This window comes from Paeniglutamicibacter kerguelensis (genome assembly GCF_017876535.1).
Taxonomy (GTDB): Bacteria; Actinomycetota; Actinomycetes; order Actinomycetales; family Micrococcaceae; genus Paeniglutamicibacter; species Paeniglutamicibacter kerguelensis.
Genome location: NZ_JAGIOF010000001.1, coordinates 3426062 through 3448650, shown reverse-complemented (window position 1 = coordinate 3448650; position 22589 = coordinate 3426062). Strand labels below are relative to the sequence as shown.

The following is a 22589-nucleotide window of genomic DNA, read 5'->3' as shown; positions in this document are numbered from 1 at the left end:
GACAGACATAGAAGAGTCAACGTGCGTGTGCCGCGCCCGCGTTCGGGGGTGCGGCACACGCAGCGGAGCTGCGCCCTGGTTAGGCGCTGGCCACCGTGAATCGGCGGTGCAGGTGCTTCGGGTCCTCGATCTCGTCAAGGGCGGCCACGGCGAAGTCACCGGTGCTCACGCGCTCGCCGGCCGGCGAATCGTTGCCCAGGACAATCGAGCCGGTGGCCGGTCCCGGTGCGATTTCCGGTGCCGGTGCCAGCATGGTCCAGTCCAGGCCGGAGGCCGAGGTGTAGAAGTCCAGGACGGTGCCCATGGTGCGGGCCTCGGGCATGTAGGCCTCGGGGAAGCCCGGGGTGTCGACCAGGCGGACGCCGTCGATCTCGGTGGCGCCGGCTCCGCCGACAACAAAGAGGCGTGCCGGGACGAGGGTCTCGGAGATTTCCTCGTGGGCGTCGATGAATGCCTGGTGGTCCTCGCCCGTGCGCGATGGCGGGATCGACAGGACCACGACGTCGTTCTCTGCGGCGAGCTTGCGGTATGCCGAGATGTCCGTCAGGTCGGCCGCGGCGCTGGTTGTTCCCTCGACGGTCTTGCCCGAGTGCGAAACGGCCGTGACCTGGTGGCCGCGGGTCAATGCTTCGGCAACGATCTGGCTGCCAACCATGCCGGTTGCTCCGTAGACGGCAAATTTCATGATGCGTTCCCTTCGGTTTGTTGGTGCGGGTTCTGGGCGGCCCTCACCGGGTAAGTGTCTCAATAGTATCTATTTGATACCGAGTACCTCAAAGTAATAGGGTTACCGAATGGATACTGAGGCCCAGGATTTCGACGTGATGACCCTCGGCTGCCCGTCGCGGGTCATCATGCAGCGGCTCGGTGACAAGTGGACGCCGCTGGTGTTCCTGGCCCTGAAGGACGGGCCGCGCCGATTCTCCCACTTACGCAACGACATCGGCGGCGTCACCCCCAAGGTTCTCACCCAGACGCTGCGCTCCCTAGAACGTGACGGATTGTTGAACCGCACGATCTACCCCGAGGTCCCGCCGCGCGTGGAGTACGAGCTCACCGAGCTGGGCCACACGGTGCTCGGCCCGCTGGAGGTCATTAGGGCATGGTCGCAGGACCACGCCTCCCTGATCCTGCAGGCCCGTGACGACTACGACGAGCGCAACGACGCCTAGACCCTTCGCACGGACACTCGCCCGTTCCCTGAAAGCGGCCGGGATGCTTCGTTGATGCGCCAGGCCCGCTGCTACATATCGATTCCGGGGTCCATGTCGGGAGTCATGCCGGGATCCATATCCGGGTCCATGACAGGGCCGAGGTGCAGCCCCGGCAACAGCTCGGGGAAGAACGGAGCGACGAGGGCGAAGACGATCACGCAGACGCCGACGACGCGGCTGAAGGCGACCCCGTGCCGCCAGGTCTTTTCCAAAAGGACCACCGCCGCAATGACGGCCATCCACGCCAGGTTCATGGTGCCGACGACGATCAGCACGAGCATCAGGCCCCAGCAACACCCGGTGCAGTACGCCCCGTGGTAGATGCCTGTCCGCACGTCGCGCAACGGACCCTTGTAACCCGATACATGCAAAAGCAACGTCACGGGGGACCTGCAGTGCCGGAGGCAGAAATTCTTCAGCGGCGTGAGCTGGTAGGCCCCGGCCGCTGCCAGCAGGACGGCGCCCACCCACGGCGCGGCCGCCGGTGCCCGCGCGGCCAAGGTCCCGCCGAGTGCCGCGGCACCGTAGGCCAGAATGCCGAACAACGCCCAGACCGCCAGATAGCCGGCGACGAGGGCCACGGTGCGGGCCGTCCTGATCCATCCGTTGGGCACCGACCGGAGGGACCTGAGATACACGCCCAAGAGGGGCGCCAGCGCCGGCAACATCATCGCCGACATCATCAGTTCCCAGCCGACCAGGTACCCGAACAGGCCCAAACCCATCGTGCCCGGGCCAACGGGCATGCGGGCTGCGGCCAGGATGGTGAAATACCAGGCAACCAGGGCGCACGCCAGCAAAACGAGCAGCCCCGGAAGGGGCATGACCGCCAGGGCGGTGCGCCCGGCCGCGTCAGGCTGCCCAGGCGAAGGGTGCCGAGAAGGAGTTCTTGCCGGCATTGTCCCATTCCATTCCGAAGACATCGACGGTGGCGGTGGTGCCGGTGCCGGCGGCCAGGGTGTCCGCGGGGAATCCGATGCCGCTGACCCGGACCCCCAGCTCCGTGGGATCGAGCGGGGAAACGAAGTCCTCGACGTCGACGTTGACCGCGTCACCCACCTGGATCCGGTGGCGGCGTCCGTCGTCGGAATAGTTGATCTCGTGGGACTCCATGCCGACCATCTCGCCGATCAGCGGGGCCAAGCCCGCCATCGGACCGCCGGCTTGGCCTCCGAACACGGAGCCGAGGGCCTCGGCCTGCTCGGGGGAGGCTGCCGCGTCCATCAGGACGCCGATCTTCCAGCCACCGTCACTCATCTGCTGCGGGGCGTCGCCGATCAGGCAAACCGTAAGCCCGCCGACTTGGATGCCGTTGATCTCCCCGGTGTCGACGTGGAACGCCAACTCAACCTGGCAGCGTTCGTAGTCGGCCGGTGCGGTCAGCCCCGAGGTCGCGCAGGGACAGATGGAATCGCAATTGCAGTTTTCGAAGTATGTGCCTTCAATATGCCAGCCCATGGTGGGCTCCTTCCGGATCTTCCCCCAGGCTCGCCTTAAGTTTGCGCCCACCAGGAAGGCCGGTCAATACAGGGAAGGCGACCGGATCGGATCGATTTCGCGGGGTCGATGGACCCGTCCGTTACCGCCCTCGCTCCGGGACTGTTCCCATGATTTTCATCGGCTCGCGGGTCACACGGATGGAGCCCCTGCGACTGCTGCAAGGCTCTCACACGGTACTGCCAGCTACCGCCCTTTCCCTGCCCCGGTGCCAGGCCTAGACTCAAAATGATGCCCCAGGGTCGGAGCAAGGAAAGAGTTCGATATGCGACTAGTCGTCGACCTCACCAAATGCCAAGGCTACGCACAATGCGCCTTCCTCGCGCCGGATGTCTTTTCCATCCAGGGCGACGAGGCACTGGTCTATGACCCGAACCCGTCCGAGGAACAGCGCCGGCGCGTGCTGCGCGCCGCCGCCGCGTGCCCGGTCCAGGCCATCAAGCTGGACAGGGTGGATAGGGCCGCCGTTCCGCCCGTGCCCGGCGAACCGCCGGAGGAAGAGGGTTCCGGCGACGGCAGCCAGGACGCCTTCATGCAGACCGGACGGATCGTCATCGTCGGCGCCTCGCTGGCCGGACTGCGTGCGGCCGAGAAACTGCGTGAGGAGGGGTTCTCGGGATCCTTGACCCTGGTTGGCGACGAGCCTCACGAGCCCTACGACAGGCCGCCGCTGTCCAAGCAGGTCCCGGCCGGGGTGGTTGCCCCTGAGCACACGGACCTGCCCCGGCAGCGCGAGATCGACGCGGACTGGAAGCTGGGAGTCGCCGCCACGGGGCTGGACCTGCAAGGCAAGCAGGTGCGTCTTGCCGACGGCACGGCACTCGACTTCGACAAGCTGCTGATCAGTACGGGGGTGCGGGCCAGGCCCTGGCCGAACCCGGAGGAAGCGGCGCTGAAGGGCGTGCTGACCCTGCGCACCCGCGAGGACGGCGCCCGGCTGCAGGAGCTGCTGGCGGCCCGCCCCCGGCGGGTGCTGGTCATCGGCGCCGGGTTCATCGGATCTGAGATCGCCTCCGTATGCGTCGAGCTAGGCCTGGACGTGACGGTCGCCGAGGCCGGGCCGGCCCCGCTCGGGGCCGCGCTGGGCGGGGTGGTCGGGGCAATCGCCGGGGAGATCCAGAAGGAGAACGGCGTCGACCTGCGCTGCGGGGTCCGGGTCACGGCCCTGGAAGGGGACGCATCCGGGCAGCTGTGCAGAGTCCGACTGTCCGACGGCACGACCCTCGAGGTCGACGTCGCAGTTGCGGCCCTCGGCGTGATCCGCAACGTCGACTGGCTGGAGGACTCCGGGCTGGCCTGCGGCCCCTGGGGCGTTGCCTGCGACGCCGGCTGCCGCGTCATCGACGCGAACGGGCTTGTCACCGACGACATCTTCGTTGCAGGCGACGTGGCCCGGGCCCCGCAGCCGATGTTCGGCTACCAATTCCTGGCCATCGAGCACTGGGGCAACGTCGTCACCCAGGCGGAGGTGGCCGCGCACAACATGGTCAACGGACAGGCGGGGCGTTGGCCGCACCTGGCCGTCCCGAAGTTCTGGTCTGTCCAGTTCGGCCACGAAATCAAGAGCGTGGGCGTGCCGTCGGTCGCGGACGAGGTTGTCATCACCCAGGGTTCCGTGGCCCAGCGCCGGTTTCTGGCGGTCTACGGCTACAAGGGCCGCATCGTCGCGGCCGTGGCCTTCAACCAGAACAAGTGGGTGGAATTCTACGAACCGCTGATCGAGCGCGCCGCCCCCTTCCCGCCGCCGCTCGCCCTCGTTGACGAACCCACGCACGCGGACCCGGTCCCCGCCGGGTTCCAGGCAATGGCCAGCCCCACCCAGGACGCGACGGTCGTGGTGACCGGACACGACCCGGGCGAGCGCCGCGCCACGCTGAATCGCACGCCACTGCGCTAACTTCCCCCTGCCGGCCGTTGAGGGCCGGTGCCCGCCAATCCTCCGCACGAACCAAGGAGCCAGCATCATGACCGAGTCAAGCATCTGGGACCAGGTCCTCGACTACTCCCACAGGCCCAACCCCTATCCGCTGTATCAGGAGATGCGCAAGACGCCGGTGAGCCAGTTGCCGGACGGCGCCTATCTGGTGAGCACCTACGCGGAAATCGTCTCGCTGTTGCACGACCCAAGGGTCAGCTCGGACCTGTCCAACAACCCCCACGCGTTGGCGATGGCGGCCGAAGCGGCCGGGGTGCGCGGCGCCGAGGAGAGCATCGAAGCCGCGGCTGCAGCAGAAGCCGAGGGGGACGGGGAAGTGGAAGGGGAAGGCGGGCGGCCGATGTCCAAGACCTTCCTGCTGATGGATCCGCCCGACCATGACCGCATGAGGCGTCTGGCCATGCGGCATTTCGGGCCGCCGAATTCGCCGCGGCGAATCGCGGACCTGGAACCCAAGATGCTGCAGCTGGTCACCGATTTGATCGACGCCATGGAGGGAAAGGAGCGGATCGACTTCGTCGAGGACCTGGCCTACCCGTTCCCCGTGTCGGTGATCTGCGAGCTGCTGGGGGTCCCCGACGAAGACAAAGCCCGCTTCCGTGTGTGGGTGGACATGGCACTGCAATCCACGGACCCCAGCCTGGACCCCGAAACGCAGAAGGCGCGCGGCGAGGAGGCGGGCAAGGAACTGAACGCCTTCATGAGCGAGCTCGTCGCTGCGCACCAGGAAAACCCCGGCACCGACATGCTCTCCGCCATGGCCACCGACGACGGCCCCGAAGGCCGGATGACCACCGAGGAACTGGTCAGCGTCGGGCTGCTGCTGCTCATCGCGGGCCACGAGACCACGGTCAACCTGATCTCCAACGGCGCGCTGACCCTGCTGCGCCACCCCGAGGTGCTCCAGCGGCTGCGCGACGATCCGGACCTTGCCATTCCGATGGTTGAGGAACTGCTGCGCTACGAACCCCCGGTGCACTTCGTGCCCTTCCGCACGGCGCTCGCCGACATCGAGGTCGCCGGCACCACCATCCCCGAGGGATCCGCCATCACGCTGGTCCTGGGTGCCGGCAACCGCGACCCCGGCCATGTTTCCGACCCGGACAACTTTGTGCCGGAGCGGGAAAACAACGAGCACCTCGGCTTCGGCGGCGGCATCCACATGTGCTTCGGTGCACCCCTTGCCCGGTTGGAGGCCCAGGTCGCGCTCACCGAGATGGCCAGGCGGCTGCAGAACCCGCGGCTTGTCACCGACCCGCCGCCGTACCGGATCAGCCCGATCCTGCGCGGCCCGCTGCACCTGGAGATGGACATCGACGGCATCCGCCCGTAGGCGGTGGAGCGGCGCCCGCCCCGGAAAGTTTTGTTCCCGGCGCCCAATCCGTGGGGCGCGGCACTCCGAATACCCTGTGTCTGCAACGCAACCGGCGTTGGACAACCAAGGGATTCAAGGAGTCAACCATGGCTACGGCACATGCCAGCTCGGCCCATCACACACCGACCCGCCACAGCCTCGTGCAATACGCGGCGCTGGTCGTGGGCGCGGTTTTCCTGCTGGTCGGCATCCTGGGATTCATTCCGGGAATCACCAGCAACACGGAGCACCTCGGCATGGCCGGACACCACTCCGGCTCCATGCTGCTGGGGATCTTCCAGGTCTCGGTGCTGCACAACATCGTGCACCTGGTCTTCGGGATCGCAGGACTGACGCTCTGGCGCAGCGCGGTGGCGGCCAAGCGTTTCCTGGTCATCGGAGGCGTGATCTACCTGGTTCTCGGGTTCTACGGAGTTTTCATCGACCAGGCCAGTGCCGCCAACTTCGTCCCCGTCAACTCCGCGGACAACGTGCTGCACTTTGCCCTCGGCGTGGGCATGGCAGCACTCGGGCTGATCCTGGGCAGGAGCACGGCCCCCGCCCGCCGCATGGCCTAGGAGATCACTCCACCCCGAACCAGGGGCCCGGAATCCGCCGATCTGTTCACCTCCATCAAACAGGCCGACGGGTTTCGGGCCCCGTGTCATGGATGTGAAGCCGACGGCAGCCCCGGAATCGGCCAGAATCCAGCTGCACGGGTAGTCTCGGCCTCGAAGGAATCAGCCCGGAGGGCGTGCTTCTTAGAACCGCCACGAGCAATCCAAAGGGGTAACCAAGACATGTTGGCCATCGCAGCCGCCCTGCCCATCGTGGTGGCCATGGCACTGTTCCTTGCCCGGGCGAAGGCCGTCAACATGGCGCTCTGGTCCCTGGCCACGGGGCTGGCCGTGGCCCTGGTGTTCTTCCCCGCCGGCCCCGGAAAGTGGCTGGACGCGGGGGTGCTCTTCGGGCCGACCATCATCGAGGTGCTGCTGATCCTCTTTGGCGGCGTGCTGCTCTCCCGCATCACCACGGAGACCGGTGCCATGGCCAGCATCTCCGGTTGGCTGGGTCGCAGCGCCTCGCACCCGCAGGCCGGCACGGTGCTGGTGGTGTTCGGGCTGGTGCCCTTCGCAGAATCCGTGACAGGGTTCGGGATCGGTGTGACGGTGGGTGTCCCGTTGCTGCTGCGGCTGGGCCACGACGTGCGGCGCGCCGCGGTCCTCAGCCTGCTGGGCCTGGTGGCGGTTCCGTGGGGAGCACTGGGCCCGGGCACGCTGGTGGCCGCGGACCTGGCCGGCCTGAGCCTGCAAGACATGGGTGTCCGCTCCGCGCTGCTGAGCCCGCCCGTCATGCTGGGTTCGGCACTCACCTGTTGGCTGGTGCTGCGCCGCGGGGCCGAACGCCCCGGCCGCCTGCTGGCCCACCTGGTTGCCGCCGCGCTGCTGCTCAACTGCGGAATCCTTGCCGCGAACCTGCTCATGGGCACGCCCCCGGCCGGAATCGTCGGCTCGCTGGTGGTGATTCTGGTGCACCTGGCTGCCTTCAAGATCGCCGGCAGCCTGGTTCCGGCCGGGCCGCAGGTGCTGCGCTCGTTGCTGCCCTACGGCGTGCTCACCGCCGGCCTCTTGCTGGCCAGGCTTGCCACCATGGGAATGGACGCTTCGCTGTCCAAGCGGGCACTGGCCAGCGGAGGAGTGTGGCTGCTGATTGCCTGCCTGGTCGCGCACCACCTCGCCCCGGAACGGGGAACCAATGCACGTCCCCTGGGAAGCCGGATGCATGCTGCCTACCGTTCGTGGATCCCCGTCGGGGTGACCACCGGCGCCTTCACGGTGCTCGGCGCAATCCTGGCGCTTTCGGGCATGGGGCAGGAACTGGGCTCGACCCTTGCCGCGATGGGCCCCGCCTACCTGGTGCTGGGGCCCATCGCCGGCGGGTTCGCGGGCTTCATCTCCGGCTCCAACACCGGGGCGAACTCGATGCTGGCCGCCACCCAGGCGCAGGCGGCGCTGGCCATGGGATCCTCGGTGCTGCAGCTGGTGGCGGCCTCCAACGTGGCCGCATCCATGGCGACCATGCTGGCCCCCTCGCGGATCCTGCTGGCCTACGAAATGGCCGCGCTGGACCCGGGACGGGACTCGGATCCGGACGCCGAACACCCCGGAGAGCAGGAGGTCACCGCGTGGGTCGCCCCGAAGATCGCCGCGCTGCTGGCGTGCGTGTGCACCCTGCTGGGCGTGGTCACCTGGGTGATCCATTAGCCCACGGCCGGCAGACAGGCCCCCGGCCGTGTACTGGAGCGGCTATTCGTCCTCGGAGGAATGCAGCCGACGCCGGGCATTGAGCAATTCCACGTCCGGTCGCGCCGCGACCAGCCGCTCGATGCCGTCGAGCACCTCGATCACGTGCGCGGCGTCGGCAGCGACAAGTCCCGCTGCCACCCCGGCGCGCCGGTGCAGCTCCAACTCTCCGGTCTCCGCAACGGAAACCTCGAACCGGCGCTTGATCTCGGCCATGATCGGGCGCACGACGGAGCGCTTGCCCTTGAGCGAGTGAACCTCGCCCAGCAACAGGTCGAACTCGATCCATCCAAACCACATGGATACAGCATGCGTCATACGCCGTAGCATTGCTGCGCGGACCGGGCTGTGGGCCGTTCCTAGCGCGCGTCGTTCTCGGCGATGGCTCGTTCGAGCACCGGCGCCAAGCGCCTGACGCCCTCGCGGATCTTTTCCTCGGGCACGGCGCTGAAGGCAAGGCGCAGCCGGTGGCTCGGTGCGTCGTGCGGGCTGAAGGCGGCACCCGGGATGAACACCACTCCGGCCTCGATGCCCTTGGCCAGCAGCGAGTAGGTGTCGATTCCCTCCGGCAGCGTCACCCAGATGAAGAAGCCGCCCTCCGGGCGGGTGTACTGGACACCCTCCGGCATGTGCTCATCGAGCGCCTCAAGCATCGCCTCGCAGCGTGCCGAGTAGAGCGCGCGGTACTCGTCGATCTGTCCGCGCCAGTCGTGGCCCTTGAGGTATTCGCTGATCAGCATCTGGTTCAGCGTTGCGGGGCAGAGCGAGACGGCTTCGGCCGCAAGGTAGAAGCGGCGGAAAAGGTGCTCCGGAACCAGTGCCCAGCCGATGCGCAGGCCGGGGGCCAGGATCTTGGAGAACGAGCCCATGTAGATCACGTGGTTCGGGTTGCCTGCCCGCAGCGGCTTGATGGGCTCGCCGGAGTAGCGCAGCATGCCGTAGGGGTTGTCCTCCAGCACCAGGATGTTCTCGGCGGCGCAGATGTCCACGATTTCCTGGCGGCGTTCGGCGGCCAGCGTGATGCCGGAGGGGTTGTTGAAGTTGGGGATCGTGTAGAGGAACTTGATGTTGGCGCCGGCCTGGCGCAGTTCCGCGATGCGCTCGGTCAGGGCCGAGGGGATCAGCCCGTGTTCGTCGGTGGCGATCGGCTCGACCTTGGCCTGGTAGGCCTCGAAGGTGTTCAGCGCACCCACATAGGTGGGGTCCTCGCAGAGCACGGTGTCGCCCGGGTTGCAGAACACCTTGCAGGCGACGTCCTGGGCGGACTGGGACCCGGTGGTGATCACGATGTTGTCGGGGTGCGCGTCGGTGATGCCTTCCTCCGCCATCACCTCGCAGATCTGCGCGCGCAATTCCTCGGTGCCCTGGCCGCTGCCGTACTGGAGGGCGCTCATGCCCTCTTCGACGATCAGCCGGTTGGCCATCTCGCCGAGCTTGGCCAGCGGCAGCGATTGCAGGTATGGGTTGCCGCCGGCCAGCGAGACAAGCGTCGGGTCGAGCGAGAGTTCAAAGACGTCTCGCACTGCCGACTGCTTGATGTGGGAGGCGCGTTCGGAGAACAACGTCTCATGGCGTGAAAGGGACTCGGCGCGTGCAAGCGCCAGCTCGGATTCGCCGCTCATGTCTGCTTCAAGTTGTGACTTCACACCCGCACCCTATCAACATTTGTTGTCTGTGAGTCAACAGTTTTCTATTTTTGGCTCAGCAATTCTTCAATGTTCGATCCATTGACCAGGATCCTCGCGCTGCCCACGCCCGCGGCGACCTTTGCCGTGTATTTCAGCTGCTCGATGATGCGCGGGTCATCGCAGGTGCCGCCCGACATCACGGTTCCCGTGAGGTTGACCGTGACCTGGTCGCCCTTCACTGAGGAGGACTTGTAGCGCAGGTCGGATGCGGCCACGGCGTTCTTGAGTCCCGACTCCCCGTGGGTCGCGGCGTTGTCCTTCAGCAGGGCGTTCATTGCCGCCTCGACCTTGTTGGTGAATGCGACCGGGCCGGTCTCGGTGGCCACCAGGGTGTCCCCGCAGCCGATCGTCGGTCCCGAGGCCCCCTCTGGGTCATCCACCTCCACGTAGAACACCGTGAGCTTCGCCGTCGTGGTGCTGGGCGATGCCGACGGGCTGGAGGGGCTCGACGATGCTACTGGGCTGGAAGCGCTTGCGCTCACGGTCGGTGCCGGACTCGCGATGGCGGTGTCGCTCGGGGACTGGATGGCGGAGGTGCTCCCCGGCACCGGAGGCTCTGCGGGCGCGCAGCCGCTCAAGGCCAAGCCGAGCAAACCGGCGAGCAAAACCGTCGCATGGCGCGCGGACCTGTGGTGGAGAAACACGTTGACCTCCTGGGTCGGGATTCGCGGACACTTGTGCCCACGGTAGGGATTCCGGGCCTGCGGAGTGAAGCGCGGAAAAGTTGCGTTTTGGCCTATTCCACGTTTTCCACGTTGCCGTCCTGGGGATGTTCGCGGGTTTCCAGCCACGCCTCGATCGCCGCGGGGCGGATGCGTCGGTGCGTGCCGCGGTACTCAACCGGGATGACTCCGGAATCGGTGAGCTTGCGCAGGTAGCTCGGCGAGATGCCTGCCATGTGGGCCGCCTGGGACGTATTGAGCAGGGACTCGACGGTGCTGATGCTCACCTCATCCCCGCGAGACATCCTGTGCAGGACCTCGATGAGTGCCGTGTGGGCCGTGTCCGGCAGTTGCAGGGCAGTGCCGTTGACGAAAATCGTCGTGTCGGCGGATTCGTCGAGGGCTGCTGCCAGCTTGGTGGCGAGCTTCGGCTCCAAGGCGGGGAACGAAGCGGCCTTGGCTAGAGACGTGGTCGGAGAAGGCATGCTTCCATCGTATCCGTCGCACGGAGCAGCAACTTTGAACACCACGCAACACATTATTAGGCAACCCTGCTGCTGTTAGTATCAATAACGCAAGGCTATCCTTCCTAAATTGGCGGTCCCAATGGCATCTGCACCCCTGGCCGTCATGGCCGAGCGTCAAGCACCAACCGATGCGTCTGCGACGTGCTTCGATAGCTCCTGCCCGCGCTTCTATCGCGTGCACACCAGCCTCTTCACCACGCCCTCCGGCCAAGCCTGGGAATCGCATTGGCACCAGAACTTTCACGAGGTGCTGTGGGGGAGCCGGGGCGTGCTGACAGTGGAAACCGGCCACGGCGTATTCATGGTTCCCCCGGGGCTCGGCCTGTTCGTGCCGGCGGGCGAGGACCATGCGGTTCTGGCCGGGCCCCGCGCGGAATTCCGTTGCACCTATTTCCATGCCCAACTGGGTGCCGCGCCGGGAACCGGCCCCACCGCGATTGCCATGCCGACCGTGCTGCAGGAACTTCTTCTGCATTTTGAGCGCAACGACGACGATCTTTCGCTGCGGCGGGACACCGAGAGCGTAGCATTCCGCATGCTGCGCCCGACCGACCTGCGCGTCGTGGACATTGTGCTGCCGGAAGATGACCGGTTGCGCACGGTCGCCCGAGGCATCCTCGACGACCCTGCGGAGGACTGCACGCTCGAACTGTGGGGTTTCCGCGTGGGAGCCAGCCCGCGCAATCTCTCGCGCCTTTTTATCCGGGAAACGGGCATGACATTCGCCCAGTGGCGCCTGCAGGCCAGGCTGCGCATCGCCATGAACCTGTTGCTTGATGGCCTTCCGGTCGGACAGGTTGCCCGACGAGTCGGATACCTTTCGGTGAGCGCTTTTGTGGCGGCATTCCGCAAAGAGGTTGGTCAGACGCCGGGCGCCGTCCAAGGGGAGCTTCTCGAGGCCTAGGCTCGCCGGTTTATCCATCGGAGTATGTCGCTTGCGAGCCACAGCCTGTCCGATTCGCGGCATAAGGGCGATTTACTGTGGAGATACAAGGTAGGCAACCCTAACTCCCTGGCGAACATTTTGAAACGCCGGGGTTGCCGAATGCCTTCCCTCCACGTCACTCGCAGAATTGGATTCCCCCATGAAAACCATGTCGACCAAGTACCTCGGCGTCGTTGCGGCCCTCGGGGCCTCACTCCTGCTCACCTCCTGCAGCGCCGGTGCGGCAGCCAAGGACCAGGCGCCGGCCTCGGCCGAAGCGCAGACGATCTCGATCAGCAATGAATTCGGCGCGGCCGAGGTTCCCGCGGATCCGCAGCGCGCCCTGGGTTTCTACACCACCGACACCGACATCCTGATCACCCTGGGCATCAAGCTGGCCGACCAGCAGCCCATCCGGGGTGACAACGGATTCACCACCTTCCCCGACTTCTTCCCGCAGGAAGCCCTGGCGAACGTGAAGCCGTTTGCGAACTACCCGGAATTCAACTACGAGAAGGTCCTTGAATCCAACCCCGACTTCATCCTCAACGGACTGTCTTACGACACCGAGATCCCCAAGAAGCTGAACCCGATCGCGCCGACCTACAACTACAACGCCTTCGACGGCGGCGACTGGCGCGAGCACTTCAAGAAGACCGCCGAGACGCTGAACCGCACCGAGCAGTACCAGGCCTGGACGGACAAGTACCAGGCGCGCGTCGACGAGATCAAGGGCAAGATCAAGGCCGCAGGAATCGACCCGGTGGTCGCCAGCGTCTCCTTCTACGACGGCAAGGTCGGCGTTGACTGCTACGGCATCGCCTGCCTGGTGTTCGACGACCTGGGGCTGAAGATCAGCAAGCTGGCACGGGCCAACGACGAAGGCGTCACGAACCTGAGCCTCGAGCAGCTCGACCAGCTCAAGGACATCGACGAGGCGTTCACCACCGTGGGAGTCGGCGAGGAACGCTCACTGCTGCAGACCTCGGACAAGCTCAACGCCAGCAGCGTCTGGAAGGGCCTCGACTTCGTCAAGAACGACCAGATCACCAACATCAACATGGAAATGGTCTACGGTTCCCCGAGCGGCCAGATGGCCTTCCTGGATGAGGTAGAGAAGGCCCTGTTGCCATGAGTGAAACCACGCTGAACGAGACCAAGCTGCCCAACCGCATCTATCGCGCGGTGGTGATGCGCACCGAACGCCTCACCGAAGGCATGATGCGCATCGTGCTGGGCGGCCCGGACCTGGCAACCTTCATCTCCACCGGGATTGGCGACGAGTACATCCGCCTCTTCCTCCCGGAGCGCGGCGAGACGATTCCCGTGTACCCTCACCCGGAGGGCGACTACTGGGAGTACACGGCCGACCAGGTTGCCGGCCCCATGCGCACCTACACCATCCGCTCCGTCGACCCGCAGGCAGGCGAGATCAGCGTCGACTTCGTGGTCCACCCCGGCGGGATCGCCGCGGACTGGGCGCTCTCGGTCGAGACCGGATCCGAGGTCGGATTCAACACCCCCACAGGGCTCTACGAACTGCCCGCGGACGCCACCTGGCAGGTGCTGCTGGCGGACGCCACAGGCCTGCCCGCCGCGGCGCGTCTGCTGGAGGACGTCCCGGCCGGCACCCCCACCACCGCCATCCTTGAGGTCTCTGGCCCGGACCACGAACAGGCGCTGGAACTCGGGAACGAAACAAGGGTGCGTTGGCTCCACGGAGGCAACGGATATTCACCCAGCCGCCTCGCTCAGGTGCTGCGCGAGATGGACCTGCCGGAAGGCCCGGGCTACATCTGGGTTGCCGGCGAGGCCCGGGTGACCCGCGAGGCCCGCAGGTACCTGCGCAGGGAACGCAAGCTCCCCGTCACCAGCTTCAAGGTCGTCGGTTACTGGACGGACAAGGCCGAGGACTGGAACGAACGCTACGAGGCCCTCGGCGAGGACTTCAAGAAGTGGCTCGAAGAATTGTGGTCCGCCGACAAGGACCCGGAAATCATTCAGGATGAAGTAGCCGATGCCTTCGACGCCCACGGTCTCTGAGACTGCTTCTCCTGCCGAAAAGACCGGGCAGGCCGCCGCACCGGGGTTGATGCGCGTGAATTCGCGCCGCATCGCCGGGGCGGTGGCCGCCCTGGCGCTCTTGGCGGTCGTCCTGACTGCCAGCCTGCTGCTCGGATCTCGCGAGGTCAACCCCATGAGCATCATCGAGGCGCTGACGGGCCAGGGTTCAACCCCGGACCATGCGGCGATCATCGACTTCAGGGCCCCGCGGACCCTGGCCGGCCTGCTGGTGGGCATCGCGCTGGGCATCTCCGGAGCACTCATCCAGGCGCTGACCCGAAACCCGCTGGCGGATCCCGGCATCCTGGGCGTCAACTCGGGCGCGGCCTTCGCCGTGGTCATGGGCGTTGCCTTCTTCGGCGCCCGGGAGATGGGCGAATTCGTCTTCTACTCCTTCGCCGGTGCGCTGATGGCGGTCTCCGTCGTCTACTTCCTGGGATCCCGTGGCCGTTCCGGCGGAACGCCGATCAAGCTCACCTTGGCGGGCATCGCCTTTGGCGCCGTGCTTTCCGGCATCACCCAGGGCTTCATCCTGCTCGATGAATCCACGTTCAATGCCATGCGCTTCTGGGGTGCCGGCTCGCTGGCAGCAACCCCCGGCGACGCGCTGGGCTGGCTGTCCGGATGCGTGGCGGCGGGCGTGGTGATCTCGCTGCTGGTTTCCAGGTCGCTGAATGCCACCTCGCTGGGCGACGACCAGGCCGCGGCCATGGGCGCGAGCCTGGGCCGCACCCGCGTGCTGGTGGTCATTGCCGTCACGCTGCTGTGCGGCGCGGCGACCGCGGCGGCCGGCCCCATCGGTTTCATCGGGTTGATGGTCCCGCACGTGGCGCGTTGGATCACCGGCCCGGACCAACGCTGGATCCTGCTCTACACGATCCTGCTGGCCCCCAGCCTGCTGGTCGGCGCGGACATCGTGGGCCGGCTCGTCATCCGCCCAGACGAGTTGCAGGTCGGCATCGTCACCGCATTCATCGGTGCCCCGGTACTCATCTGGCTGGTGCGCCGGAAGTCGGCGAGCACCCTATGAAAAGAGAGAACACGCTCATGCTCACGGACCTGGCGGAAGATCCCGCGACGCAAGAGGGCCGGCGGGATTCCCCTGCACCAGTGCCGCCCGCAGAAATTCCCAAGATCGACTTCGGGGAACGCGTCTGGCGGCTGCGCGTGGGCGCACACGGCCCTTCCATAGTCATCAGGGCGCGCCCGGCGCTGACCGGGGCCGCCGCCGTGCTGGCCATCGCGGCACTGGCCGTGGCCGGCATGTCCATGGGCAGCTTTGTGCTCAGCCCCTCCGAGGTCCTCCAGGCGCTGCTGGGGCAGGGCACGGCCAAGACCGAGCTGGTGGTCATCTCCTGGCGCCTGCCGCGGGTGCTCATGGCGATCGTGATCGGCGGGGCGCTGGGCATCAGCGGGGCGATCTTCCAGTCGCTGACCCGCAACCCGCTGGGCAGTCCCGACATCATCGGCTTCAACGTAGGCGCCTACACCGGCGCGCTCGTTTCCATGTTGCTGCTCGGCGGAGGATTCGTGTCCACCACCATCGGCTCCTTTGCCGGGGGACTGGTGACCGCCGCGGTGGTGTACCTGCTGGCGTTCAAGCGCGGCATCCAGGGCTTCCGGCTGATCATCGTCGGCATCGGCATCAGTGCCATGCTCGGATCCATCAACACCTGGCTGATCATCAAGGCGGACCTGCACCTGGCCATGATGGCGGCGATCTGGGGTTCGGGCACGCTGAACACCGCGGGCTGGGAACGTGCGGTCCCGCTGCTGCTGATCGCCGTGCTCATGGTCCCTGCGCTGATGCTGCTCTCGCGCCCGCTGCAGGGCCTGGAAATGGGCGACGACGCCGCCGCGGCGCAGGGCATCAGCACCGAACCTGCCAAGCTGTGGCTGCTGGTCATCGGTGTGTGCCTGACCGCGATCTGCACCGCCGCCGCCGGGCCCATCGCATTCGTGGCGCTCGCCGCCCCGCAGATCGCCCGGCGCATGACCGGAAGCGGGCGCGTGTCGATGCTCTCCGCAGGGGTCTTTGGCGCCCTGTTGCTGCTGGCCAGCGACCTGATCGCCCAGCATGCGCTGGCGCCGGTCCAGATGCCTGTCGGCGTAGTCACCGTCAGCCTCGGCGGGATGTACCTGGTGTGGCTGCTCTTCCGCGAGGCCAAGCGCAGCTGACCGGAATCGGAGGCGGTCGCCAAGCAACGACCTGCCTCAGGGCACAGGCAAGGGGGTCTGCCCACCTAACGGTGGGCGGACCCCCTTGCCGTTTCCATTGCCCTCGACCCACATGGGGTGCACTGGGGACAGCCGGGGCAGGCGTTGAATCCAGCACCAGACCCGGGCCCGCAACGGTTTCGCCGGGCCCACGGACCCAGCGGTAGCCGGCCAACGCCCCGGTTCCCTTGACTTCGGGGTTTTCTGCCGTGGGAGTAGCCACGCAACGAGGGCTAGCCTCGGGCGCTCCAGGCCTCCCACAAGGTGGCGTAGGTGCCGGCCGATGCGAGCAGTTCCGCGTGGCTGCCCTGCTCCACGATCCGCCCGTCCTCCATGACCAGGATGCGGTCCGCCTGGGCCGCCTGGGACAGCCGGTGGGCCACCACCACCCCGGTGCGGCCGCGGGTGATGCGCATGGCCACGCGTTCCATCAGGGCGGCGCTTGCCGATCCCGCCTCCGCAGTCGCCTCATCGAGCACCACCATGCCCGCCTTGTTCAGCAGCGCCCGGACCAGGGCCAGGTGCTGTGTTTGCTCGCCGGTCAGGTGCAGCGCCCCGTGACCCACCACGGTGTCCAGCCCCTCGGGCAACGCCAGGACCCAGTGGGCCTCGGCCTCGAGTATGGCCCGGGTCAATTCCTCCGTGGTGCTTGCGGGGGCGGCCAACAGCAGGTTTTCGGCGATGGTGCCGCTGAAGACATGCACCTCCTGGCTGACCAGCAGGGTGCTGTGACCCAGCTTCGGGGCCGCGGATGCATCGAGTAGCACCGTTCCCGCGCTGGGGTCCAGGTTTCCGGCCAGCACCCGTGCGAGCGTGGTCTTTCCGGCCCCGCTCGAACCCACCAAGGCCACGAGCTCGCCCGGGGCAATGCTCAATTCGAAGTCCGTGATCACGGCCGGGGAATCCCGGTATCCGGCGGAAAGCCCGCGGACCACCACGCCGGGGGCGGTTCCCGAAACTGCGTCGGGCCCGGGCGCTTGTTGCTCGCGATCCGAATCGATCAAGCCGACCAAACGCGCAAGCCCGGCGCCCGCCTTTTGCAATTCATCGACGTTTGCCAGCAGGGCGCCGATCGGGCCGAATAGTCGGTGGAAGAACAGCGCGGCCGCGGTTGCCGCACCAATGGTGACGGCATCGGCACGTACCAGGAAGAAACCGGTGGACAGGATCGCGGCCATGCCCAGAAGCTCGGCCATGTTCAGCCACCCGTAGAAACGCGAGGAAACCACCACCGCCTTCAGCATCAGACCAATGGCGCCGCGGCTGGAAGAAGCGACAGCGGACACGTGGTGCTTCTCCGTACCCAACGCCCTGATGGTGTCCGCACCGCTGGTGGCCTCAAGCAGGTGCTGGCCACGTTCGGCCTCCGCCACGCGCATCGCCCGGTAGATAGGACCACTGCGGCGCAGGAAGGAACGCAACGCCAGGGCGTGGATCGGAACACACAACAGGGTGACGGCGGCGAACCGCCAGTCAAGTACGCCGAGGCCCAGCAGAGTGAGCGCAATGGTGAACAGGGCGGAAATGAAGGTTGGCAGGATTCCGCCGATGGCCTCATTGGTGGCGTCCACGTCGCGGGAAACCCGCGAAATCAGGTCCCCGCTGCCGGCACGCTCCAGACGTTCCTGGGGCAGCTCCATGGCGGATTCGAAGACTTCCTCGCGCAGCTGGGCCAGGCCGCTCTGCCCCATCTTGGCCAGCAAAACCTGGGAGATGCCGGTCAGGATCCCGGTGGCCATCGCCGCAATGAACAAGAGCCCCAAGGAATTCAGCAGCGCCTGCGAACCCCCTTTTGCGGAGACAACATCCACGATCACGCCAAGCAGCGCGGGAATCGCCAGCCCCGTCACCGCAACGCACAGCAGCGTGAACGTCGTTAACGCCACCAGCCAGCGCCTGGCCCCGAAGATCCGGATCACGTGGCGCCAGGTGGTCCGGCCGTCGGCGATGGGTAACCTGTCGACGGCCGCCTGGATCCCGGTGGTTGGCTCGCTCATGGGTTCACTCCTGCGGTGTGTAGGGAGATGGCGTCGATGACCGTGTCACAGGCGCCCAGCAACAACGGGGAATCGGAGACGACCAGCAGCGCGGCGGCACGGAAACCGCCAAGTGCCGAAGCAATGCGTGCCTCGCTGACCGAGTCCAGGGCCGTGGTTGGATCCGTGAGCACGATGACCGGCTGCTGTTGGTGCAGCGCCCGGGCCAGTAACAGCCGCTGGCGCTGGCCACCTGAGAGCGCACTGCCCTGTTCGCCGACCCGTGCGTCCAATCCCAGTGGAAGCCTGGCGCAAATCGCGGCCAGGCCCGAGGCTGTCATCACGCTGTCCAACGGCTCGTGCGCATACAGGTTCTCCCGGATGGAACCCGTGAAGATCGCCGCGTCGTGATCGGAGACAAACACCGTTGAGCGCAGCTCCGCAAGCCCGCGGACGGCGGCGGGAACACCGTTGATGTGCAGGCGTTGGTTGGAGTCCTCGATGCGCCCGGCAAGCAGCATGGTCAGTTCGCGCGCGGTTTTCGCATCGGTGCGCAGACCCGTGATGGTCCCGGGGAGCAGCCGGAAATCGGGGTGGCTTCCCTCACCGCGCACCAGCATTTCGCGGAAGGTCGCAGGGCCGGTGGCCATGGAATCCGTGGCAAGTTCGGGCGCATCGGCACCGGCCTCGGTGTTCAGTAGCGTGGCGATGCGTTTGGCCGCGGCACGCTTTTGCGCAAGGGCGGCCGGGTAGTACGCCAGCGAACTCAGCGGCTCCTGGATGAATTGGGCCAGGCCCACCACGGTGACCAGCTGGCCGATGCTGATCTCGCCGGCCAGGGTCATGGATGCGGCCACCCAGGTGATCGCGGCCAGGAATGTGGCGCTCAATCCGAGGGTGACCGTGGAAAAGAGGGCCTCGGACTTTGCCGTGCCCAGGGCAGCTTGCAGCGAGGCCCGGCTGGTTTCCTTGTAGCGTTCGGTGGCCGTGCGGGTGGCGCCCAGCCCCTGGAGCACGCGCAACCCGGTGACCAGGTCGGTGGCCAGGCCCGTCGCCTCGGCCGCGCGTTCCTGCTGGAGGTGCGTGCGCCGTTCCAGCGGTGCGGTGATGAAGTGCATGAGCACCAGAAACACCACGGTGGCAACCAGGACCAACAAGCCCAGCTGCCAGGAGATCAGCAGCAGCGAGGTCGCGGCCGTGATCAGTGCCGCGAGGCTCGCGCTCATCTGGGAGACCACCCAGCTCAGCCCTGCGGTGATCGCAGTGTCGGAGGTGGCGATGTTCAGCGTCCGCCCGGCACCGAATTGTTTGCCGGTGGCCCGCGGATCAAGCACCTTGGCGATGACCATCTGGCGCAGGGAATGGTCGCCGTATCCATAGACCCGGCTGGTCAGCCGGTAGCCGTGCCGCCAGCTGTAGGTCAGCATCAGGAAGAGGCCTACCAGTCCGCCAAGGGCCCAGAGCAGGGCACCCAGGTCCGAGGGGCCGATTGCCTTGTCGATGCTCACGCCAATCAGCACCGGCACCAGGGCCTCGCAGATCTGGTGGATCATGAGCAGGGCAGTCGAGGCCCCCAGTTGAAGGCCGCGCCCCTCGGCGAATGCGCCGTGGCGCAAGGCATGTTTGCCCAGGGTTATAGCGGAGAAATCCGGGGACAAGTCCCGATCAACGGGGCGATGGTTGTTGGTTTTTGTTGGGGCCACTCCAAGAGCCTATGCAATGCCCGTGGGGCGGGCTGGACATGCTGTATCGCCAGACGGACACATCGGCGAAAATCGGCATGAATTGGCGATATTTCCTGCTTTGCTTGTGTTGTACGCAACGCCGGGACCAGCACCATCGCCCCGGCACCGAGCCGGCCGTCCCACGGATGGGCCGATCAAATGTGAAAGTAACGATCCATGGCACTTGCAGCAGAGACCATCACCCTGGGCTACGACGAGCGGGTGATCTCCCGGGATCTGAGCATCGAGATTCCCGAGGGGGCCTTCACCGTCATCGTGGGGCCCAACGCGTGTGGAAAGTCGACGCTGCTTCGTGCCCTCTCCCGGCTGCTCAAGCCCAAGCTCGGATCGATCCTGCTCGACGGGCGCACGATCCATTCCTACAAGGCCAAGGAAGTGGCGAGGAAACTCGGGCTGCTTCCACAAACTTCGACGGCACCGGACGGAATCTCGGTCGCAGACCTGGTGGCACGTGGCCGGTACCCGCACCAGTCACTGATTCGCCAGTGGTCCAAACACGACGAGGCGGCCGTCGTGGATGCCATGGCGGCCACGAATGTCACCTCGCTTTCCGGACGGCAGGTCGACGAGCTCTCCGGGGGCCAACGCCAGCGAGTCTGGGTGGCCATGGCACTGGCCCAGCAGACACCGACGCTGCTGTTGGACGAACCGACGACGTACCTGGACATCGCCCACCAAATTGAACTGATGGAACTTTTCAGCAGGCTCAACCGCGAAAACAACCAAACGATGGTCGCGGTCTTGCACGACCTGAACCATGCCTGCCGCTACGCAACGCACCTGATCGCGATGAAGGACGGAAACGTTGTCGCCGCGGGCAATCCCTCGGAAATCGTGACGGCCGAGCTGGTCGAGGAGGTCTTTGGGCTGCCGTGCATGATCATCCCCGATCCCGTCTCCCACACGCCCCTGGTGATACCGCTGGGGTCAGCAAGCCGCTAGGTTCGGAGCCAACGCGACCCGGAAACCCGGCGGCGGAGCGCCACCCCTGTTGCCCTTGGCAGCAACAACGGATGTGGCACGGGCCACAAAATGTTACGAATTCGGGTGGCCAATGAACGCAGTTGTGCCGTAGTGTGGGCCTCACGGTCTAAAGAAAGTACTGACCAGCGCGGCACTGCCGTCAGCCCCCACCCCGGGCCGGCACACGCGCAGCGAGGCGAAGAAAGAGCGTTCGACACGACGACGTGTGAACCCAGCTCTCCAAGCCCAACGACTATTTGGTTCGTTTCCTCGCTTCCTCTTCGTTCAGAACTTTCAAGGAGACACACATGTCTGTCGACACCTCTTTCAACGCTGCCGCCACCATCACCGACGCCGATATCTTCGACGCCCACATCGGCGGCAAGCTCACCGTCCAGAGCACGATGCCGCTGACCTCCAAGCGCGATCTGTCCATCGCCTACACCCCGGGCGTCGCCCAGGTTTCCCGCGCCATCGCGGCGGATCCGGCCATGCACGCAACCCACACCTGGGCCTCGCGCCTGGTGGTTGTCGTCTCCGACGGCACCGCGGTGCTGGGCCTCGGCGACATCGGCGCCGCCGCATCGCTTCCCGTCATGGAAGGGAAAAGCGCGCTCTTCAAGGAATTCGGCGGCCTCGACTCGATCCCGCTGGTCCTGAACACCACCAACGTCGATGAAATCATCGAGACGCTCGTGCGCCTGCGCCCCAGCTTCGGCGCGGTGAACCTGGAAGACATCTCGGCCCCGCGCTGCTTCGAGCTCGAGGAACGCCTCATCGAGGCCCTCGATTGCCCGGTCATGCACGATGACCAGCACGGCACCGCCGTCGTGGTCCTTGCGGCCCTCATCAACGCGGCCAAGGTCGCGGGCAAGACGTTCGGGCAGATGCGCGTCGTCGTCTCGGGTGCCGGGGCTGCGGGCATCGCGGTGGCCGAGATCCTCATCCGGGCAGGCATCGGAGACGTGGTCCTGGTTGATTCCAAGGGCACCATCCACCGCGACCGCGACGACCTGAACAACATCAAGGCAAAGTACGCGGCCCTGACCAACAAGGACGGAATCATCGGCGGTATCCGCGAGGCCCTTGACGGTGCCGACGCCGTTGTCGGTGTCTCCTCTTCCAAGTTCGCCGAGGAAGACCTGGCCCAGATGAACGACGACGCAATCATCTTCGCCCTGTCCAACCCGGACCCGGAGGTCATGCCGGAGGTTGCCCGCAAGTACGCCGCGGTGGTCGCCACCGGCCGCTCGGATTTCCCGAACCAGATCAACAACGTCCTGGCGTTCCCGGGCATATTCCGCGGCGCGCTGGACGCCGGCGCCCGCCGCATCACCCCGGAAATGAAGATCGCTGCGGCCCACGCAATCGCCGCACTGGCCGAGGACAAGCTTTCGAGCGACTACATCGTTCCCTCCCCGCTGGACCCGCGCGTCATGCCTGCCGTCGCTGCGGCAGTCGGGGCAGCCGCCGAGTAACGACGCCTGGTTCGCCTCCATGGACGGCGAACGGCAAGTA

At 66.4% G+C, this 22589-nt stretch carries 22 protein-coding genes; 13 read left to right on the top strand and 9 right to left on the bottom strand.

The window, feature by feature from the left end; translation table 11 throughout:
- Positions 1 to 79: 79 nt before the first annotated feature.
- A complete protein-coding gene (locus tag JOF47_RS15720; protein WP_210000088.1) occupies positions 80 to 685 on the bottom strand; it encodes an NAD(P)-dependent oxidoreductase in 606 nt (201 codons plus the stop codon).
- Positions 686 to 794: 109 nt separating this feature from the next.
- On the opposite strand from JOF47_RS15720, the gene JOF47_RS15715 reads away from it, so the two are divergent.
- Positions 795 to 1172, top strand: coding sequence for a winged helix-turn-helix transcriptional regulator (locus JOF47_RS15715; RefSeq protein WP_210000087.1), 378 nt, complete (start codon positions 795 to 797; stop codon positions 1170 to 1172).
- Between the two features lie 71 nt (positions 1173 to 1243).
- Here JOF47_RS15715 and JOF47_RS15710 read toward each other — a convergent pair whose 3' ends face one another.
- Positions 1244 to 2113 carry a DUF2182 domain-containing protein gene (locus tag JOF47_RS15710; RefSeq protein WP_245356393.1) on the bottom strand — a complete coding sequence of 290 codons (870 nt, stop codon included), beginning with the start codon at positions 2111 to 2113 and terminating at the stop codon, positions 1244 to 1246.
- Positions 2067 to 2672: a DUF1326 domain-containing protein gene (locus JOF47_RS15705; protein ID WP_210000085.1), complete on the bottom strand. Its 606-nt coding sequence runs from the start codon at positions 2670 to 2672 to the stop codon at positions 2067 to 2069. Before JOF47_RS15705 ends, JOF47_RS15710 begins: the two co-directional genes overlap by 47 nt.
- 304 nt (positions 2673 to 2976) lie before the next feature.
- On the opposite strand from JOF47_RS15705, the gene JOF47_RS15700 reads away from it, so the two are divergent.
- The 4 genes from JOF47_RS15700 (at position 2977) to JOF47_RS15685 (ending at position 8265) form a co-directional block, all read left to right on the top strand.
- Positions 2977 to 4608, top strand: a complete 1632-nt coding sequence (locus JOF47_RS15700) for an FAD-dependent oxidoreductase (protein ID WP_210000082.1) — start codon at positions 2977 to 2979, stop codon at positions 4606 to 4608.
- A 67-nt stretch (positions 4609 to 4675) separates the two neighbouring features.
- Complete coding sequence (locus JOF47_RS15695) at positions 4676 to 5980, top strand: cytochrome P450 (protein WP_210000079.1); 1305 nt, start codon at positions 4676 to 4678, stop codon at positions 5978 to 5980.
- A gap of 128 nt (positions 5981 to 6108) precedes the next feature.
- The gene (locus JOF47_RS15690; protein ID WP_210000076.1) at positions 6109 to 6579 is read left to right on the top strand and encodes a DUF4383 domain-containing protein; all 471 of its coding nucleotides are present in this window, start codon (positions 6109 to 6111) and stop codon (positions 6577 to 6579) included.
- 222 nt (positions 6580 to 6801) lie between these two features.
- Positions 6802 to 8265 carry an L-lactate permease gene (locus JOF47_RS15685; RefSeq protein ID WP_210000073.1) on the top strand — a complete coding sequence of 488 codons (1464 nt, stop codon included), beginning with the start codon at positions 6802 to 6804 and terminating at the stop codon, positions 8263 to 8265.
- Between the two features lie 42 nt (positions 8266 to 8307).
- On the opposite strand, the gene JOF47_RS15680 is transcribed toward JOF47_RS15685, so the two are convergent.
- From JOF47_RS15680 to JOF47_RS15670, 3 genes are all read right to left on the bottom strand, one after another.
- Entirely contained in the window at positions 8308 to 8604 is a 297-nt protein-coding gene (locus tag JOF47_RS15680) for a DUF503 domain-containing protein (RefSeq protein ID WP_210001760.1), read from the bottom strand.
- 59 nt (positions 8605 to 8663) lie between these two features.
- Positions 8664 to 9926 carry an aminotransferase-like domain-containing protein gene (locus JOF47_RS15675; RefSeq protein WP_210001758.1) on the bottom strand — a complete coding sequence of 421 codons (1263 nt, stop codon included), beginning with the start codon at positions 9924 to 9926 and terminating at the stop codon, positions 8664 to 8666.
- 68 nt (positions 9927 to 9994) lie between these two features.
- Positions 9995 to 10372, bottom strand: a complete 378-nt coding sequence (locus tag JOF47_RS15670; protein ID WP_342592810.1) for a GerMN domain-containing protein — start codon at positions 10370 to 10372, stop codon at positions 9995 to 9997.
- 16 nt (positions 10373 to 10388) lie between these two features.
- On the opposite strand from JOF47_RS15670, the gene JOF47_RS15665 reads away from it, so the two are divergent.
- Positions 10389 to 10682, top strand: a complete 294-nt coding sequence (locus tag JOF47_RS15665) for a hypothetical protein (protein ID WP_210001884.1) — start codon at positions 10389 to 10391, stop codon at positions 10680 to 10682.
- A gap of 46 nt (positions 10683 to 10728) precedes the next feature.
- Here JOF47_RS15665 and JOF47_RS15660 read toward each other — a convergent pair whose 3' ends face one another.
- Entirely contained in the window at positions 10729 to 11139 is a 411-nt protein-coding gene (locus JOF47_RS15660; RefSeq protein ID WP_210000071.1) for a helix-turn-helix domain-containing protein, read from the bottom strand.
- A gap of 145 nt (positions 11140 to 11284) precedes the next feature.
- Here JOF47_RS15660 and JOF47_RS15655 point away from each other — a divergent pair, with 145 nt between their 5' ends.
- The 5 genes from JOF47_RS15655 to JOF47_RS15635 all read left to right on the top strand — a co-directional run bounded on the left by JOF47_RS15655 (position 11285) and on the right by JOF47_RS15635 (position 16348).
- Positions 11285 to 12085 carry a helix-turn-helix transcriptional regulator gene (locus JOF47_RS15655; protein WP_210000068.1) on the top strand — a complete coding sequence of 267 codons (801 nt, stop codon included), beginning with the start codon at positions 11285 to 11287 and terminating at the stop codon, positions 12083 to 12085.
- A gap of 181 nt (positions 12086 to 12266) precedes the next feature.
- The gene (locus tag JOF47_RS15650; RefSeq protein ID WP_210000066.1) at positions 12267 to 13241 is read left to right on the top strand and encodes an ABC transporter substrate-binding protein; all 975 of its coding nucleotides are present in this window, start codon (positions 12267 to 12269) and stop codon (positions 13239 to 13241) included.
- Positions 13238 to 14149: a siderophore-interacting protein gene (locus JOF47_RS15645; RefSeq protein WP_210000065.1), complete on the top strand. Its 912-nt coding sequence runs from the start codon at positions 13238 to 13240 to the stop codon at positions 14147 to 14149. The genes JOF47_RS15650 and JOF47_RS15645 overlap by 4 nt, the downstream gene beginning before the upstream one ends.
- Positions 14124 to 15200 (top strand): iron chelate uptake ABC transporter family permease subunit, encoded by a 1077-nt coding sequence (locus JOF47_RS15640; protein ID WP_210000063.1) that lies wholly within the window; start codon positions 14124 to 14126, stop codon positions 15198 to 15200. Before JOF47_RS15645 ends, JOF47_RS15640 begins: the two co-directional genes overlap by 26 nt.
- Positions 15197 to 16348: a FecCD family ABC transporter permease gene (locus JOF47_RS15635; protein WP_245356392.1), complete on the top strand. Its 1152-nt coding sequence runs from the start codon at positions 15197 to 15199 to the stop codon at positions 16346 to 16348. Before JOF47_RS15640 ends, JOF47_RS15635 begins: the two co-directional genes overlap by 4 nt.
- Positions 16349 to 16620: 272 nt before the next feature.
- On the opposite strand, the gene JOF47_RS15630 is transcribed toward JOF47_RS15635, so the two are convergent.
- A complete protein-coding gene (locus tag JOF47_RS15630; protein WP_210000062.1) occupies positions 16621 to 18384 on the bottom strand; it encodes an ABC transporter ATP-binding protein in 1764 nt (587 codons plus the stop codon).
- Complete coding sequence (locus tag JOF47_RS15625) at positions 18381 to 20066, bottom strand: ABC transporter transmembrane domain-containing protein (RefSeq protein WP_210000061.1); 1686 nt, start codon at positions 20064 to 20066, stop codon at positions 18381 to 18383. Before JOF47_RS15625 ends, JOF47_RS15630 begins: the two co-directional genes overlap by 4 nt.
- 198 nt (positions 20067 to 20264) lie before the next feature.
- Here JOF47_RS15625 and JOF47_RS15620 point away from each other — a divergent pair, with 198 nt between their 5' ends.
- Both JOF47_RS15620 and JOF47_RS15615 read left to right on the top strand, forming a co-directional pair.
- Complete coding sequence (locus JOF47_RS15620; protein WP_210000060.1) at positions 20265 to 21050, top strand: ABC transporter ATP-binding protein; 786 nt, start codon at positions 20265 to 20267, stop codon at positions 21048 to 21050.
- A 329-nt stretch (positions 21051 to 21379) separates the two neighbouring features.
- Positions 21380 to 22549, top strand: a complete 1170-nt coding sequence (locus JOF47_RS15615) for an NAD(P)-dependent malic enzyme (protein WP_210000058.1) — start codon at positions 21380 to 21382, stop codon at positions 22547 to 22549.
- Positions 22550 to 22589: the final 40 nt, after the last annotated feature.